Origin of the sequence: Stenotrophomonas chelatiphaga (assembly GCF_001431535.1) — a bacterium.
GTDB lineage: Bacteria > Pseudomonadota > Gammaproteobacteria > Xanthomonadales > Xanthomonadaceae > Stenotrophomonas > Stenotrophomonas chelatiphaga.
The window spans coordinates 1-14,583 of sequence record NZ_LDJK01000081.1 but is presented as its reverse complement, the minus strand read 5'-3'; the positions used below and the strand labels follow the sequence as shown (position 1 = coordinate 14,583).

15 protein-coding genes are annotated in these 14,583 nt (G+C 68.1%); 10 read left to right on the top strand and 5 right to left on the bottom strand.

Annotated elements, in window-relative coordinates; translation table 11 throughout:
• From ABB28_RS15265 to ABB28_RS15250, 4 genes are all read right to left on the bottom strand, one after another.
• Window positions 1-408, bottom strand: a complete 408-nt coding sequence (locus tag ABB28_RS15265) for a DUF1294 domain-containing protein (protein WP_245625352.1) — start codon at window positions 406-408, stop codon at window positions 1-3.
• A complete protein-coding gene (gene metX, locus ABB28_RS15260) occupies window positions 405-1,517 on the bottom strand; it encodes a homoserine O-acetyltransferase MetX (RefSeq protein WP_057687234.1) in 1,113 nt (370 codons plus the stop codon). The genes ABB28_RS15265 and metX overlap by 4 nt, the downstream gene beginning before the upstream one ends.
• A 100-nt stretch (window positions 1,518-1,617) precedes the next feature.
• On the bottom strand, window positions 1,618-2,460 hold the full coding sequence (gene asd / locus ABB28_RS15255; RefSeq protein WP_057687233.1) for an archaetidylserine decarboxylase: 843 nt from the start codon (window positions 2,458-2,460) through the stop codon (window positions 1,618-1,620).
• Window positions 2,457-3,107, bottom strand: coding sequence for an SCO family protein (locus tag ABB28_RS15250; RefSeq protein WP_057687232.1), 651 nt, complete (start codon window positions 3,105-3,107; stop codon window positions 2,457-2,459). Before ABB28_RS15250 ends, asd begins: the two co-directional genes overlap by 4 nt.
• Window positions 3,108-3,234: 127 nt before the next feature.
• Here ABB28_RS15250 and prmB point away from each other — a divergent pair, with 127 nt between their 5' ends.
• From prmB to ABB28_RS15210, 8 genes are all read left to right on the top strand, one after another.
• Window positions 3,235-4,164, top strand: a complete 930-nt coding sequence (gene prmB, locus ABB28_RS15245; protein ID WP_057687231.1) for a 50S ribosomal protein L3 N(5)-glutamine methyltransferase — start codon at window positions 3,235-3,237, stop codon at window positions 4,162-4,164.
• Window positions 4,161-5,264, top strand: coding sequence for a chorismate synthase (aroC, locus tag ABB28_RS15240; RefSeq protein ID WP_057687230.1), 1,104 nt, complete (start codon window positions 4,161-4,163; stop codon window positions 5,262-5,264). Before prmB ends, aroC begins: the two co-directional genes overlap by 4 nt.
• A complete protein-coding gene (locus ABB28_RS15235; protein ID WP_057687229.1) occupies window positions 5,257-6,294 on the top strand; it encodes a 2-hydroxyacid dehydrogenase in 1,038 nt (345 codons plus the stop codon). Before aroC ends, ABB28_RS15235 begins: the two co-directional genes overlap by 8 nt.
• 81 nt (window positions 6,295-6,375) lie before the next feature.
• The gene (locus tag ABB28_RS15230; protein ID WP_057687228.1) at window positions 6,376-7,404 is read left to right on the top strand and encodes an aspartate-semialdehyde dehydrogenase; all 1,029 of its coding nucleotides are present in this window, start codon (window positions 6,376-6,378) and stop codon (window positions 7,402-7,404) included.
• A gap of 66 nt (window positions 7,405-7,470) precedes the next feature.
• Complete coding sequence (locus tag ABB28_RS15225) at window positions 7,471-9,429, top strand: FimV/HubP family polar landmark protein (RefSeq protein ID WP_057687227.1); 1,959 nt, start codon at window positions 7,471-7,473, stop codon at window positions 9,427-9,429.
• A 26-nt stretch (window positions 9,430-9,455) separates the two neighbouring features.
• Window positions 9,456-9,821 carry a VOC family protein gene (locus ABB28_RS15220; protein ID WP_057687226.1) on the top strand — a complete coding sequence of 122 codons (366 nt, stop codon included), beginning with the start codon at window positions 9,456-9,458 and terminating at the stop codon, window positions 9,819-9,821.
• A 53-nt stretch (window positions 9,822-9,874) separates the two neighbouring features.
• Window positions 9,875-10,645: a tRNA pseudouridine(38-40) synthase TruA gene (truA, locus tag ABB28_RS15215; RefSeq protein ID WP_057687225.1), complete on the top strand. Its 771-nt coding sequence runs from the start codon at window positions 9,875-9,877 to the stop codon at window positions 10,643-10,645.
• Window positions 10,642-11,298, top strand: a complete 657-nt coding sequence (locus tag ABB28_RS15210; protein ID WP_057687224.1) for a phosphoribosylanthranilate isomerase — start codon at window positions 10,642-10,644, stop codon at window positions 11,296-11,298. The genes truA and ABB28_RS15210 overlap by 4 nt, the downstream gene beginning before the upstream one ends.
• A 21-nt stretch (window positions 11,299-11,319) precedes the next feature.
• On the opposite strand, the gene ABB28_RS15205 is transcribed toward ABB28_RS15210, so the two are convergent.
• Window positions 11,320-12,213, bottom strand: a complete 894-nt coding sequence (locus tag ABB28_RS15205; protein WP_057687223.1) for a LysR family transcriptional regulator — start codon at window positions 12,211-12,213, stop codon at window positions 11,320-11,322.
• Window positions 12,214-12,309: 96 nt separating this feature from the next.
• Between ABB28_RS15205 and trpB the strand changes: the two genes are divergently transcribed.
• Together trpB and trpA are read left to right on the top strand one after the other, a co-directional pair.
• Window positions 12,310-13,527 (top strand): tryptophan synthase subunit beta, encoded by a 1,218-nt coding sequence (gene trpB, locus ABB28_RS15200; protein WP_057687222.1) that lies wholly within the window; start codon window positions 12,310-12,312, stop codon window positions 13,525-13,527.
• Between the two features lie 39 nt (window positions 13,528-13,566).
• Window positions 13,567-14,376, top strand: coding sequence for a tryptophan synthase subunit alpha (gene trpA, locus ABB28_RS15195; RefSeq protein WP_057687221.1), 810 nt, complete (start codon window positions 13,567-13,569; stop codon window positions 14,374-14,376).
• The last annotated feature ends 207 nt before the right edge of the window (window positions 14,377-14,583 follow it).

The following is a 14,583-nucleotide window of genomic DNA, read 5'->3' as shown; positions in this document are numbered from 1 at the left end:
TCAGGCAGCAGCGGAAAAGGCGCGCAGCAATGCCAGGGTGCACGCTGCGTTTGCCGCCGCGCAGACCCAGAACACCTGCTGGAAACTCACCTTGCGGTTCTTGTGATGCAGCAGCGATTGGGCAAACAGGGCACCCGGCCAGCCCCCCAGCAGCGCCAGCACCTGCAGCCTGCGTTCGGATACCCGTGGCTGGGCGCGGATCGCGGCGCGCTTGTCCCGCCAGTAGGCGCCGAAGGTCCACAGGCTGACCAGCAGCAGCCAGCCGGCCAACCACTCCGGCAGCCAGCCGGCCACCGTGCAGCCCAGCAGCATCCCGGCCACCAGCAGCGCCAGCGCGGTCCGCGGGCTCAGCGCGGGTGCATCGGCCGCGGGCTTTGCGCGCTTGCGTGGCGTGGCGCGGCGACTCACAGTTCGCCGAGAAAACCGCGTACCGCAGGACCGAAGCGCTCGAAATCAACCAGGAACGCATCGTGTCCCTGCGGGGAATCCAGGCCGATGAAGTGCGCTTCGGCCCCGCCCGCACGCAGGCCGTCGGCGATCTGCTGCTGCTGCTGTACCGGGAACAGGATGTCCGTATTGGCGCCGATGGCCAGGGCTTTTTCCACCTTGATGGTCGCCAGTCCGGCCATTACGTCGCCATTGCCATGCTCGGCCAGGTCGAACCAGTCCATCGAGCGGCTGAGATACAGATAGCAGTTGGGGTCGAAGAAGCGCACGAAGCGTCTTGCGTGGCCTTCCAGGTAGCTTTCCACCTGGAATTCCAGGCCGAACGGATCGTCATCGGCCTGGTCCGAATCCAGGCGAACGCGACCGAAACGACCATCCCACTCCAGTGCCGAACGGTAGGTGATCACCCCGAGCTTGCGCGCCATGCGCATCCCCGATTCCGGGTAGTTGGCATCGTCATACTGGCCGCCATTCCATTGCGGATCCAGCCGGATCGCCTCGCGTTGCAGCGAGCGGATGGCAATCGAGAACGGCAGGGCCTGCGCACTGCCGGAGATGTTGATGTGGCTGCGCGCGATGCCCGGGTGCAGCAGCAGCAGGGCCAGCGCGGTCATGCCGCCCATCGAGTTGCCGACCAGGCAGGCCAGCTGCGTGATGCCCAGCGCACGCACCACCTCGACAGAGGCGCGTGCGCCGTCTTCCACCGATAGTTCGGGGAAGCTCAGGCGGTACGGCTTGCCGGTGGCAGCGTCGATGCTCGCCGGCCCGGTGGAGCCCTTGCAACTGCCCAGTGAGTTCACGCAGATCACGAACCAGCGATCGGTATCTATCGGCTTGCCCGGTCCGACCATGCCTTCCCACCAGCCCGTAGCCGGATTGGCGGCGTTGCTGGCGGCGTGCGCGTCGGGCGAGAGCCCGGTGACGATCAGGATCGCATTGCCGGCGTCGGCATCCAGCGTGCCCCAGGTTTCATACGCCACCCGTCCAGCGGTCAGCGCGCCGCCGCGCTTGAACGGGAACGGGGAGGGGAGGGCGTGGAACAGCGTGCCGGGCGGAATGAATTCAGTCATGACCGCATTCTATCCCGCCGCCCTGTATTGCCGAGGTATGCCGGTGGGATACGGTGTTGCCGCATCTGCCCTGCAGTCGTGACGGCCGCACGGCAGCCGATCAGCGCAGCGTGGCCAGCGCCTGCCCCAGCTGCACTGCGTGTTCGGCATCCAGGTGCGGGGCGAAATCGGCCACGCCCGGCGGCAGCAGCACGATCACCGTGGAGCCATAGTTGAAACGCGCCATTTCGGCGAAGCGCTCCAGTGTGATGCCCTGGCCGCGGTAATCCTTGCGGGTGATGCGGTCACCGTAGTGCGGGATCTCCTCGCCACTCCAGACCGTCTCCACGCCGGACACCAGCAGCGCACCGACCATCACGCTGACCATCGGACCGAAGCTGGTGTCGAAATGGCAGACCAGCCGCTCGTTGCGCGCGAACAGGCCGGGTACCTTGTTGACCGCCGCCGGGCCCACGCTGAACAACCGCCCGGGCACATGCACGGTCTCGCGCAGGGTGCCGGTCCACGGCATGTGCACGCGGTGGTAGTCCTTCGGTGACAGGTACACCGTGGCGAACAGGCCGTCGTTGAACGGCGTGGCATCTTCGGCACTGCCCAGCAGTTCGGCGGCGGTGAACGACTGGCCCTTGGCCTGGAAGATGCTGCCGCCTTCGATGCGGCCGAGCTGGCTGATGCGGCCGTCCGCCGGCATCACCAGGGTGCGCGGATCGGCATCGGCCACGCGCGCGCCGGGTTTCAATGCCCGGGTGAAGAACTGGTTGAACGTCGTGTAGCTGCGCGGATCCGGATTGGCGGCTTCGCCAAGGTTCACGCCGAATTTCGCGGTGACGGTGTCGATCAGCCACTGCGCTACGCGCGGGTTGTCCGAGTACGCCAGCGCACGCGCCATCGAAGACAGCAGTCGGTGGGGCAGGGCGTAGCTCAGGGTGGTCATCAAGCTCATGGGGCGGATTTCTCGGTCAGCTTCTGCAGGTCGCGGGCGATGGCCGGCGCATTGAACGGGGGACGGATGATGCCGGCCAGCCGGCCTTCGGCATCCAGCACGGCCAGCGTGGCCGAGTGTTCCATCGTGTAGTCCTCGGGGTTTTCGTCGAAGGTCTTGCCGGGCACCTTCTGGAACACCAGGCCCAGCGAGGTCGCGAATTTTTCCAGCGACGGCACGTCGCCGGTGGCGGCCAGGGTGTCCTTGTGGAAGGCGTGGACGTATTCGCCGAGCCGGGTGGCGCTGTCGCGCTCCGGGTCGACCGACACGAACAACACGCGTGGGCGCAGCGTTTCAGGCACCGCCTCCCATTGCTTCTGCGCCTGGGCCAGGTCCAGCAGGGTGGTGGGGCAGACATCCGGGCAGAACGTGAAGCCCAGGAACACCAGGGTCCAGTGGCCCTTCAGCTCGCCGGGAATGAGCCGGGTGCCGTCGGACTGGGCCAGGTTGAAGTCCGGCAGGGGTCGCGGCTGGGGATAGAAGGTGATCGCTTCGGTAGCGGGCTGGCCGCTGGGTGCCTTGGGCGCGAATACCTTCTGCGCGGCCAGCAGGCCCAGGCCCGCGGCCAGGGCGATCAGCAGGATGATGCCGACGTTGCGATTGAACATGAGGGCCTGCGCTGCCGAGGGATCGGCCCCCATCATAACGGCAGCGCGGTGGCGGTTTCCCCTGCAACGGATGCCGAGGCAGGCGCCAGACCCTATAATCGGGGGCCAATCTACCCGTCGTACCGCCATGACCGCCGAACCGGCCGCCGAACTCCACACGATCATCGACCTGATCCGCTACGGCACCAGCCGTTTCAACGCGGCGGGCCTGACCTTCGGGCACAGCTACGACAATGCGCTGGATGAAGCGACCCAGCTGGTGCTGCACAGCCTGCACCTGCCGCACGACCTCGGTCCGGCCTACGGGCAGGCGCGCCTGCTGCAGTCTGAAAAGCAGGACGTTCTGGCGCTGTTCCAGCGCCGCATCGACGAACGCGTGCCGGCCGCCTACCTGACCGGCGAGGCCTGGTTTGCCGGGCTGAGCTTCAAGAGCGACAGCCGCGCGCTGGTGCCGCGCTCGCCGATCGCCGAACTGATCGAAACCGGCTTCGAACCGTGGCTGGCTGGCCGCCACGTGGACCGCGCGCTGGACCTGTGCACCGGTTCGGGCTGCATCGCCATCGCCATGGGCCACTACTACCCGAACTGGGAAGTGGACGGCGTGGACCTGAGCGATGACGCGCTGTCGCTGGCGCATGAGAACAAGGACCGCCTGCAGGCGCACAACGTGACCCTGCTGAAGTCGGACCTGTTCACCGGCCTGGCCGGGCGCCATTACGACCTGATCGTCACCAACCCGCCGTACGTCACCAATGACGAAACCGACGCGCTGCCGCAGGAGTATTCGTACGAGCCTGAGATGGGTCTGCGCGCGGGCGACGATGGCCTGGACCTGGTGTTGAAGATCCTGCGCGATGCGCCGCTGCACCTCAGCGAAGACGGCCTGCTGATCTGTGAAGTGGGCGAGTCCGAACAGCACCTGGTCAAGCTGCTGCCGGAAGTGGACTTCGCATGGGTCGAGTTCAAGGTCGGCCAGATGGGCATCTTCGCGGTGGAATGCCGTGAGCTGATCGCCCACAGTGCCCGCATCACCGAACTGGCGGCACAGCGGCCGTGAGTTCCAATTCGTTCGGCAAGCTGTTCACCGTCACCACCTTCGGCGAGTCGCACGGTCCGGCCATCGGCTGCGTGATCGACGGCTGCCCGCCGGGGTTGGCGTTGGATGCAGCCGAATTCGCCCACGACCTGCAGCGGCGCGCCACCGGCAAGAGCCGGCATACGTCCGCGCGCCGCGAGGCCGATGAGGTCGAGATCCTCTCGGGCGTGTACGAGGGGCTGACCACCGGCACCCCGATCGCCCTGCTGATCCGCAACACCGACCAGCGCAGCAAGGACTACGCCAACATCGGCCAGCAGTTCCGCCCGGGGCATGCCGACTACAGCTACTGGCACAAGTACGGCATCCGTGATCCGCGCGGCGGCGGCCGCTCGTCGGCACGCGAAACCACCATGCGCGTGGCGGCCGGCGTGGTCGCCAAGAAGTGGCTGGCCGAGCGCTTCGGGGTGACCGTGCGCGGTTACCTGTCGCAGCTGGGCGAGATCACGCCGCGTGCTTTCGACTGGTCGGCGGTGGAAGACAATCCGTTCTTCTGGCCCGATGCCGCGCAGGTGCCGGAGCTGGAGACCTACATGGATGCGCTGCGCAGATCCGGCGATTCCGTCGGCGCGCGCGTGGACGTGGTGGCCGACAACGTGCCGCCGGGCTGGGGCGAACCGATCTACGGCAAGCTGGATGGCGAACTGGCCTCGGCGCTGATGAGCATCAACGCGGTGAAGGGCGTGGAGATCGGCGACGGCTTTGCCAGTGCCGCGCAGAAGGGCACCGAGCATCGCGACCTGCTGACCCCGCAGGGGTTCGCCAGCAACCATGCCGGCGGCATCCTGGGCGGTATTTCAACCGGGCAGCCGGTGACGGCGTCGATCGTGCTCAAGCCCACATCCAGCCTGCGCCTGCCCGGTGCTTCGCTGGACAGCGAAGGCAATGTCATCGAAGTGGTGACCACAGGCCGGCATGACCCCTGCGTGGGCATCCGCGCGGCGCCGATCGCCGAAGCGATGATGGCGCTGGTGCTGATGGACCAGGCGCTGCGCCACCGCGCGCAGTGTGGCGATGTCGGCAGCATCACCCCGCGCATCCCGGGCCACATCGATGGCTGATGCGCGCCCCGTCGTCTGGGTCAGCCAGCCGCTCATCGATGCGGTGATCGAGCCGCTGCGCGCGCAGGTCGAGCTGATCACCACCGACGCGGTGACCGCGTGGACGCAGGAGCAACTGGCGGAACGGCTGCGGGGCGTCGACGGTGCCATCATCACCCTCAACGAACGTATCGGTGCGGCCCAGCTGGCCGGTGCCGATCGCCTGCAGGTGATCGCCAATGTCGGGGTGGGCTACAACAACCTGGATGTCGATGCGCTGAGCGCGGCCGGCGTCCTGGCCAGCAACACGCCGGACGTATTGACCGAGACCACCGCGGACCTGGGCTTTGCCCTGTTGATGGCCGCCGCGCGCCGGATCACCGAATCCGAACGCTGGCTGCGCGATGGCCAGTGGGGCCAGTGGTCGTTCCAGACCATGCTGGGCGCGGACATCCATGGCAGCACGCTGGGCATCCTGGGCATGGGCCGCATCGGGCAGGGCATCGCCCGCCGCGGCGCGCACGGCTTCGGCATGCGCGTGCTGTACCACAACCGCTCGCGGCTTCCGGCCGCGACCGAAGCGGAGGTCGGCGCGCAGTATGCCGAGCTGGATGCCCTGCTGGCGCAGAGTGACCACCTGGTGCTGGTGCTGCCGTACACGGCAGCCTCGCACCACCTGATCAACGCGTCCGCGCTGGCGAAGATGAAGCCCACCGCGACGCTGGTGAACATCGCCCGCGGCGGTATCGTCGATGAGCTGGCGCTGGCCGATGCACTGGCCCACGGCCGGCTGGCGGCGGCCGGGCTGGATGTCTACGAAGGCGAGCCGCAGGTGCGTCCGGAACTGCTGGCGCTGCGCAACGTGGTGCTGACCCCGCATATCGGCAGCGCCTCGCTGGGCACCCGCAAGGCCATGGTGCAGCTGGCGGTGGACAACCTGCTGGCCGCGCTGGGCGTGGCCGGTGAAGCACCGCGCATGCCAAGCGCGATCAATGCCGACGCGGCCCTGGCCGCGCGCGCTGCTTCGGGCGATGAAAGCAAAAAACGATAGGGAGCCTCCGCGCCTGCACGAGGAGGTTCCCCGAACCCGGCCGCATTGCGTGAATCCCCCTACTTTTTTTGAGAATGCCCCATGAGTACCGAACAACGTTCCTTCCATGTCGCCGTCGTCGGCGCCACCGGTGCGGTCGGCGAAACCATGCTGTCCATCCTGGCCGAGCGTGACTTCCCGGTCGGCACGCTGACCCTGCTCGCCTCGTCGCGCTCGGCCGGCGGCGAAGTCGAATTCAACGGCCATAAGCACATCATCAAGGACCTCGCCGACTTCGATCCGACCGGCGTGGACATCGCGTTGTTCTCCGCCGGTGGCAGCGTGTCCAAGGACTATGCGCCGAAGTTCGCTGCCGCCGGTGCGGTGGTGATCGACAACTCGTCGGCCTTCCGCTACGACGACGACGTGCCGCTGGTGGTGTCGGAGGTCAATCCGGACCAGGTTGCCAACCGTCCGCGCGGCATCATCGCCAACCCCAACTGCTCCACCATGCAGATGCTGGTGGCACTGGCGCCGCTGCATCGCCGTTACGGCATCGAGCGGATCAACGTGGCGACCTACCAGTCGGTGTCCGGCGGCGGGCGTTCGGCGCTGGAAGAGCTGGGCAAGCAGACCGGCCAGCTGCTCAGCTTCCAGGAAATCGATCCGCAGCGCTTCCCGGTGCAGATCGCCTTCAACCTGATCCCGCATATCGACGACTTCCTGGACAACGGCTTCACCAAGGAAGAAATGAAGCTGGTCTGGGAAACCCAGAAGATCCTCGGCGACAGCAGCATCCTGGTGAACCCCACGGCGGTGCGCGTGCCGGTGTTCTATGGCCACTCCGAAGCCGTGGCGATCGAAACCCGCGACAAGGTCACTGCCGCGCAGGCGCGTGAACTGCTTTCGCAGTCGCCGGGCGTGGAAGTGGTGGATCGCCACGAAGCCGGCGGCTACCCGACCCCGGTCACCCACGCGTCGGGCACCGATGCGGTGTACGTCGGCCGTATCCGCGAAGACCTTTCGCACCCGCGTGGCCTGAACCTGTGGATCGTGTCGGACAACATCCGCAAGGGCGCTGCGCTCAATGCGGTGCAGTTGGCCGAGCTGGTCGCCGCCGAAGCACGCTGAGGAGGGAGGGGGGCGTGCCGGTCGCGACCCCCCACTTTGTGGCGGCCAGCCGTTATATTGGCCGCCATGAACAAAGGGGCCCGCGGCGTCATGCGACCGCTCAAGTATCTTTCCATCCTGCTGCTGGCGCTCGCCAGCAGCTCGGCGATGGCGTTGGGGCTGGGTGACATCCGCGTGCTGTCCCGGCCCGGGCAGCCGCTGGTCGCTGAAATTCCGGTGATTTCCGCCGATCCGTCCGAACTGCAGAACCTGCGGGTCGGGCTGGCTTCGCCGGTGACCTTCGAGCGGGTGGGCCTGCAGCGCCCGACCGGCCTGGTCAGTGAGCTGCAGTTCGAACTCACCCGTACCGCACAGGGACGGGCGGTGGTGCGCGTCACCTCGGCTTCGCCGGTGGAAACCCCTGCGCTGGCGTTCCTGATCGAGGCCGACTGGGGCCAGGGCAGGCTGGTGCGCGAGTATTCGGCGCTGATGGATGCACCGACCAGCGCGGTTGCGCTGAGCGAGCCGGAGATCGAAGCGCCCGCCGGCGCACTGTCCAATGCGATCATCCGTGAGCCGCAGGCTGTGCCGGCGCAGACGCCCCCCGCAACGTTGCCTGCGGACGCTGCACCTGCAACGCGGACCGCCAGCGCGGCGCCGTCCCGCGCGTCGGCTCCCGTTGCCGCGGGGGCTTCCGGTGATATCGCCGTGCGACCGGGGCAGACCCTGTCGCAGATCGCCCAGACCCTCGCCGGCAGCCAGCAGATCAGCCGCGAACGGGCGATGATCGCCTTGCTGCGGGCCAATCCAGAGGCCTTCATCCGCGGCAACATCAACCTGCTCAAGCAGGGGGCGGTACTGCGGGTGCCCGATGCTGCCTCGCTGGCCGCCGTCGATGGCAGCGAAGCGGCGGCGATGGTGAGGGAGCACGCCGCGCAGTGGCGGCAGTCGCGCACCCTTCCGCAGCCTGCAGCAGCCGATTCCAGCGTTGCAGCGGCCACGCCAGCCGCCGCCGCACCGGCGGCCCGCGGTTCCGGCGCGCGTCTTGAAATCGCTCCGGCGGTGGCGGCTGCGGCCGCCACGGCTGGCTCAACCACCGGCACCGGTGATGGCAACGAGGGTGACATGCTCGGCAACGAACAACTGCGTCAGGCAAGGGAAGACGTCGCCACGCGCGATGCCGAGATCGAGGAACTCAAGCAACGCGTCGCGGATCTGGAAAAGCTGAAGGCGCAGCAGCAGGCGCTGGTCAGCCTGAAGGACACCGAGATCGCGGCCGCGCAGGCGCGCCTGGCAGAGGCCCCGCAGCAGGCGTCCAGCGGTCCCTGGTTCTGGCTGGTGCTGCCGTTGCTGCTGCTGGTGGCCGTGGGCTGGTGGCTGTCGCGTCGCCGCAAGCCTTCGCCACTGCCGCCGCTGCGCCGCGACGACCACGACGACAGCGCGCTGTCGGTCGCCGTCCCGGCCGGTGCCGGGCTGGACGTGCTGGCCGAGCGCGCGGGCTGGGAGCACGATCCCCGGGAACAGGCCGAGGCAGACGCCGACGAGGTGATCGACGTGCTGCCGGATGCGCGCACCGACACCGAAACCGGCATTGCCGACGAAACGCCCGTGCATTTCGACCTGGAACCCCCGGCAAGCGTTTCGACGGCGGCGCCGCCTGCGGTGGAACCGTTCGCCGAACCCGAAACCGAACCCGAACCCGAACCCGAACCCGAACCCGAACCCGAACCCGAACCGGTGGTTGATCCGGTGCCTGCCTACGCCCGCCATGCCGAGCAGCAGGATGCCTTCCGCGGCGTTTTCGAGCTTCCCGCCAGCGACGTACCGGTGGCATCGGAACTGCCGGAAGAGGCAGCGGGGCAAGCGCCGGATGCGGCCGCTGCCACGTCGGCGCATTCCGGTGGCCATGACCGCCTTGAACTGGCCATCGCGTACCTGGACCTGGGCGATGCGCAGACCGCGCGCTCGCTGCTGGAAGAGGTGGCGCGCAGCGATGATCCGCATCTGCAGGCGCAGGCGCACGAACTGTTGGCGCGCCTCGGCTGAGCCCTACGCTGAACGGAGTATCGAGCATGCAACGCGACCATCGCATCGACTACATCGAATTCGCTACGCAGGATCCGGCGCAGAGCCGCGCGTTCTTCCAGGCCGTGTTCGGTTGGCAGTTCCAGGATTACGGTCCGGATTACACCGCCTTCGACGATGGGCGGCTGCAGGGCGGCTTCTATCGTGCCGCGCCGGTGGCAACCGACACCGCAGGCGCGCCCCTGGTGGTGTTGTATGCCGATCAGCTGCAGCCGGTGATCGATGCGATCCTCGCCGCGGGCGGCGAGCTGCTCAAGCCGGTGTTTTCGTTTCCGGGAGGCAGCCGGTTCCACTTCCGCGAGCCCGGTGGCAACGCGCTGGCGGTCTGGTCCGAGCGCGATCCAGCCGGCTGACCCCGGCACCGGCGGCCGGGTTGGCGTCTTTTCACAGATTCAGAGGTAGCAGCATGCGTTACGCCTTGGGCGTTGAGTACGACGGCAGCGATTACAAGGGCTGGCAGAACCTGGGCGAAGCCGGCCCGAGCGTGCAGGCCAGCCTGGAAAAGGCGCTGTCGTCGGTTGCTGATTCGCCGGTGCGCGTGGTCTGCGCCGGCCGTACCGACGCAGGCGTTCACGGCCAGTGCCAGGTCGTGCATTTCGACACCGATGCCGTGCGCGATCCGCGCGGCTGGACCCTGGGCACCACCGCGCGACTGCCGAGGTCGATCGCGGTGCGCTGGTGCATGCCGGTTGCTGATGATTTTCATGCACGCTTTTCCGCGCGCGCGCGGCGCTACCGCTATCGCCTGTTGAACCGCTCGATACGCCCGGCGCTGCAGCGGCAGACGCTGAGCTGGGAACGGCGCCCGCTGGATGCCAGCTTGATGCACCAGGCCGGGCAGGCACTGCTGGGCGAGAATGATTTCAGTGCCTTCCGCAGCATCCAGTGCGAGGCGCTGCACGCGCGGCGCGACATGCAGTCGGTCAGCGTGCTGCGCAACGAGGACGTGATCGAAGTGTCGGTGCGCGCCAATGCATTCCTTCATCACATGGTTCGCAATATCGTGGGTTCGCTGATCCTGGTCGGCAGCGGGGAGCGTCCGGTCGAGTGGATCGGCGAGCTGCTGGCTGGCCGGGACCGTACTGTCGCCGGGCCCACTGCACCTCCTCAGGGACTGGTGTTCCTGGGCCCGTTGTACCCCGACAACTGGCAACTGCCTGCCGAGGTCACTCTATGAGCCGCTCCTATTACCGTACCCGCATCAAGTTCTGTGGCATGACCCGGGCCGGCGATGTCCGCCTGGCCGGCGAGCTCGGCGTGGATGCGGTGGGCTTCATCTTCGCCCGCGAGAGCAAGCGCCGCGTGGCGCCGGCCGAAGCACGCGCGATGCGCCAGGCGATCGCGCCGATGGTCGATGTAGTGGCCCTGTTCCGTGACAACACGCGCGAGGAAGTGCGCGAAGTGCTGCGCACCGTGCGCCCGACGCTGCTGCAGTTCCATGGCGATGAAGACGAGGGTTTCTGCCGCGGGTTCAACATGCCTTACCTGAAGGCCATTGCGATGGGCGGCCGCGAAGAGGTCAATGCGCGCACCCTGCAACTGCGTTACCCCAGTGCGGCCGGCTTCCTGTTCGACAGCCACGCGCCGGGCGGCGGCGGCGGGACCGGCGTTGCCTTCGACTGGACGCGGATTCCCAGCGGCCTGCACCGACCGTTCCTGCTGGCAGGCGGGCTGACCCCGGAAAACATCTTCGACGCGGCCGTGGCGACCCTGCCGTGGGGCGTGGATGTGTCCAGCGGAATCGAGTCCGAGCCGGGCATCAAGGACGGTTACCTGATGCGCAAGTTCGTCGAAGAGATCCGCCGCGCGGACTGCGCCACCCTCGACTGAGCAGATGCGCCCAGTGCCGGCTCATTGATCGGCAAGTTCGGCCTTCAGCCAGGCCACCAGCGCATCGACACGCGGATCCGCACGCGCTGCGTGCCGCGCCAGCACCCACGCCCCGGCGGTGGCGGTGAATCCCCAGGGTGCGATCAGTCGCCCGCCGGCGATGTCATCGGCGACCAGCGGTTCCGGCGCGATCGCGACCCCGAGCCCTGCCACGGCCGCTTCCAGCAGGTAATACAGGTGTTCGAAACCCTGGCTCGGGCGTAGCGCGCGCGCGTCCAGCGCATGCGCAGCCGCCCAGGCCGGCCATGCCTGTGGCCGCGAGGTGGTATGCAGCAGTTCCTCCGGCAGCAAGGCGGACGCCGGCCGACCCTGCAGGCGGGCCGCCGCCGGGTGCTGTGGCGAGAGCACCGCGCCGACCCGTTCCGGTGCCAGTTCGATCACCTCCCAGCCGCTCGGCCAGGGCGGTTCCGCCAGCAGCAGCACGGCATCCAGCCGGGCCTGCGCGTCGCTGAAGCTGCCATCCAGCGCCGACCAGTGCACGCTGAGCGCGGGCAGGGCGGACTGCAGCCGCGGCAGGCGCGGGATCATCCAGCGCGCCAGCACGCTGCTGCTGCAGCCCAGCACCAGCGCATCGCGCAGGGCCGGGCGATGCAGCTGGTCCACCGCGGCGTGCAGGCGTTCAAAGGCGTCCTTGCAGGCGGCCTGCAGGGTCTGGCCGCTGGCGGTCAGGCGCAGGCCGCGCCCGTCGCGCTCGAACAGCGCCAGGCCGAGATCGGCCTCGAGCAGCTTGATCTGCCGACTGATCGCGCCATGGGTGACATGCAGTGCCTGCGCCGCGCGCCCCACGCCGCCGAGCCGGGCCGTTGCTTCGAAGGCGCGCAGGGCATTGAGGGGCGGCAGCGGGCGCGTTGTCATGTGAGAAATACTGACATGATGTGGCAAAAATATCGATATTCCCGTAATAACCCGTGCGCTAGAGTGGCGGTCCACCTGCTCGACCCGGCTGCCCTCATGTCGCTCCCCCCGATTCCTGACTTCCATGCCTATCCCGATGCCAATGGGCACTTCGGGCGTTACGGCGGCAGCTTCGTCGCCGAGACCCTGGTGGGGCCGCTGCAGGAGCTCGCCGCGGCCTACGACCAGGCCCGCAAGGATCCGGCCTTCATCGCCGAATACGACCACGATCTGGCCCATTACGTGGGTCGTCCCAGCCCGATCTACCATGCGCGGCGGCTCAGCGACCACGTCGGCGGCGCGCAGATCCTGCTCAAGCGGGAAGACCTGAACCACACCGGCGCGCACAAGATCAACAACACCATCGGCCAGGCGCTGTTGGCCTCGCGGATGGGCAAGAAGCGGATCATCGCCGAAACCGGCGCCGGCCAGCATGGCGTGGCCAGCGCGACGGTGGCCGCACGGCTGGGCCTGGAATGCGTGGTGTACATGGGCGCCACCGACATCGAACGGCAGAAGATCAACGTCTACCGGATGAAACTGCTGGGCGCCACGGTGGTGCCGGTGACCTCCGGTTCGGCCACGCTGAAGGATGCCCTCAACGAAGCGATGCGCGACTGGGTCACCAACGTGCAGGACACCTTCTACATCATCGGCACCGTGGCCGGCCCGGATCCGTATCCGCGCATGGTGCGTGATTTCAATGCCATCGTCGGCCGTGAAGCACGCGAACAGATGCTGCTCGAGTATGGCCGCCTGCCCGATGCGATCACCGCGTGCGTGGGCGGTGGCAGCAATGCCATCGGCCTGTTCCATGCGTTCCTGAACGACCGTGAGGTGCAGATCTTCGGCGCCGAAGCGGCCGGTGATGGCATCGAGACCGGCCGCCATGCCGCCTCCATCGCGGCAGGCCGCCCGGGCGTGCTGCACGGCAACCGCACCTATGTGCTGTGCGATGACGATGGCCAGATCATCGAAACGCATTCGGTGTCCGCCGGCCTGGATTACCCGGGCGTCGGGCCGGAGCACGCGTTCCTGGCCGACAGTGGCCGCGCGACCTACCTGGGCATCACCGACGAGGAGGCCCTGCAGGCCTTCCACCTGCTGTCGCGCACCGAGGGCATCCTGGCCGCGCTGGAGTCCAGCCACGCGCTGGCGCAGGCGATCAAGCTGGCCCGTGAGCGCCCGCGCGACCAGCTGGTGCTGTGCAACCTGTCCGGCCGCGGTGACAAGGACGTGCACACCATCGCCGCGCGCGAAGGCCTGATCCTGTGATGTCTGCCGCCACTGTATTGATTGAAGGACGTGCCTGAAATGCCTGTATCCCGACTTGATGCCCGTTTCCAGCGACTGCGTGATGCGCAGCGCAAGGCGCTGATCCCCTTCATCACCGCCGGTGATCCGTCGCTGGAGGCGACCGTGCCGGTGATGCACGCGCTGGTCGAGGCCGGCGCCGACGTGCTGGAACTGGGTGTGCCGTTTTCCGATCCGATGGCCGATGGGCCGACCATCCAGCGTAGTTCCGAACGTGCGCTGGCGCGCGGGGCAGGGCTGCGTTACGTGCTGCAGGCGGTCGCGGAGTTCCGCAGCCGCGACAGCGACACGCCGGTGGTGCTGATGGGTTACCTGAATCCGGTGGAGATCCACGGCTATGCGCGGTTCGCCACCGAAGCGGTCGCGGCCGGGGTGGACGGGATCCTGCTGGTGGACCTGCCGCCGGAAGAAGCGCACGAGGCCAACGAGGCCTTCGATGCGGCGGGCCTGGCGCTGGTGCTGCTGGCCTCGCCCACCACCAGTGATGCGCGTGCCGATACGCTGCTGGGCCTGGCGCGCGGCTATCTGTACTACGTGAGTTTCGCCGGCGTGACCGGTGCGTCGGACCTGCTCGACCATGATGCGGCGGGTGCACGGCTGCAGGCGCTGCGGGCTCGCGCCAGCGTGCCGGTGGTGGCCGGGTTCGGGATCAAGGATGCGGGCAGTGCGGCGGCGATGGCGCGCCAGGCTGATGGCGTGGTGGTGGGAAGTGCGTTGGTGTCGGTGTTGGCACAGGCGACCACGGTGGAGGATGCCGTGCAGGCGGCGGGGGCGTTCCTGGCGCCGCTGCGGCAGGCGCTGGATGCCTGAGCGGCTTCGGGGCTGTTGGTCTGTTGGTCTGTTGGCTGGCGGGGCGGGGTGGGGTGGCGGGGGGCGGGGAGAGCCGGCCCTTGGGGGCTCGTTTTACGGCATTCATTGGGCCCCAAGCCCCCGCCAACCCACCCCCCCCCCCCCTCCACCGGGTGCTGGTTCCCCCCGCTGCCACGGCCCCCTGGTGGCGGCCTCACCGCACACTGG

Coding starts and splice junctions, on each gene's coding strand:
- metX (WP_057687234.1), bottom strand. CDS start 1,517: ATGACTGAATTCATTCCGCCCGGCACGCTGTTCCACGCCCTCCCCTCC.
- asd (WP_057687233.1), bottom strand. CDS start 2,460: ATGAGCTTGATGACCACCCTGAGCTACGCCCTGCCCCACCGACTGCTG.
- ABB28_RS15250 (WP_057687232.1), bottom strand. CDS start 3,107: ATGTTCAATCGCAACGTCGGCATCATCCTGCTGATCGCCCTGGCCGCG.
- prmB (WP_057687231.1), top strand. CDS start 3,235: ATGACCGCCGAACCGGCCGCCGAACTCCACACGATCATCGACCTGATC.
- ABB28_RS15235 (WP_057687229.1), top strand. CDS start 5,257: ATGGCTGATGCGCGCCCCGTCGTCTGGGTCAGCCAGCCGCTCATCGAT.
- ABB28_RS15230 (WP_057687228.1), top strand. CDS start 6,376: ATGAGTACCGAACAACGTTCCTTCCATGTCGCCGTCGTCGGCGCCACC.
- ABB28_RS15225 (WP_057687227.1), top strand. CDS start 7,471: ATGAACAAAGGGGCCCGCGGCGTCATGCGACCGCTCAAGTATCTTTCC.
- ABB28_RS15220 (WP_057687226.1), top strand. CDS start 9,456: ATGCAACGCGACCATCGCATCGACTACATCGAATTCGCTACGCAGGAT.
- truA (WP_057687225.1), top strand. CDS start 9,875: ATGCGTTACGCCTTGGGCGTTGAGTACGACGGCAGCGATTACAAGGGC.
- ABB28_RS15210 (WP_057687224.1), top strand. CDS start 10,642: ATGAGCCGCTCCTATTACCGTACCCGCATCAAGTTCTGTGGCATGACC.
- ABB28_RS15205 (WP_057687223.1), bottom strand. CDS start 12,213: ATGACAACGCGCCCGCTGCCGCCCCTCAATGCCCTGCGCGCCTTCGAA.
- trpB (WP_057687222.1), top strand. CDS start 12,310: ATGTCGCTCCCCCCGATTCCTGACTTCCATGCCTATCCCGATGCCAAT.
- trpA (WP_057687221.1), top strand. CDS start 13,567: ATGCCTGTATCCCGACTTGATGCCCGTTTCCAGCGACTGCGTGATGCG.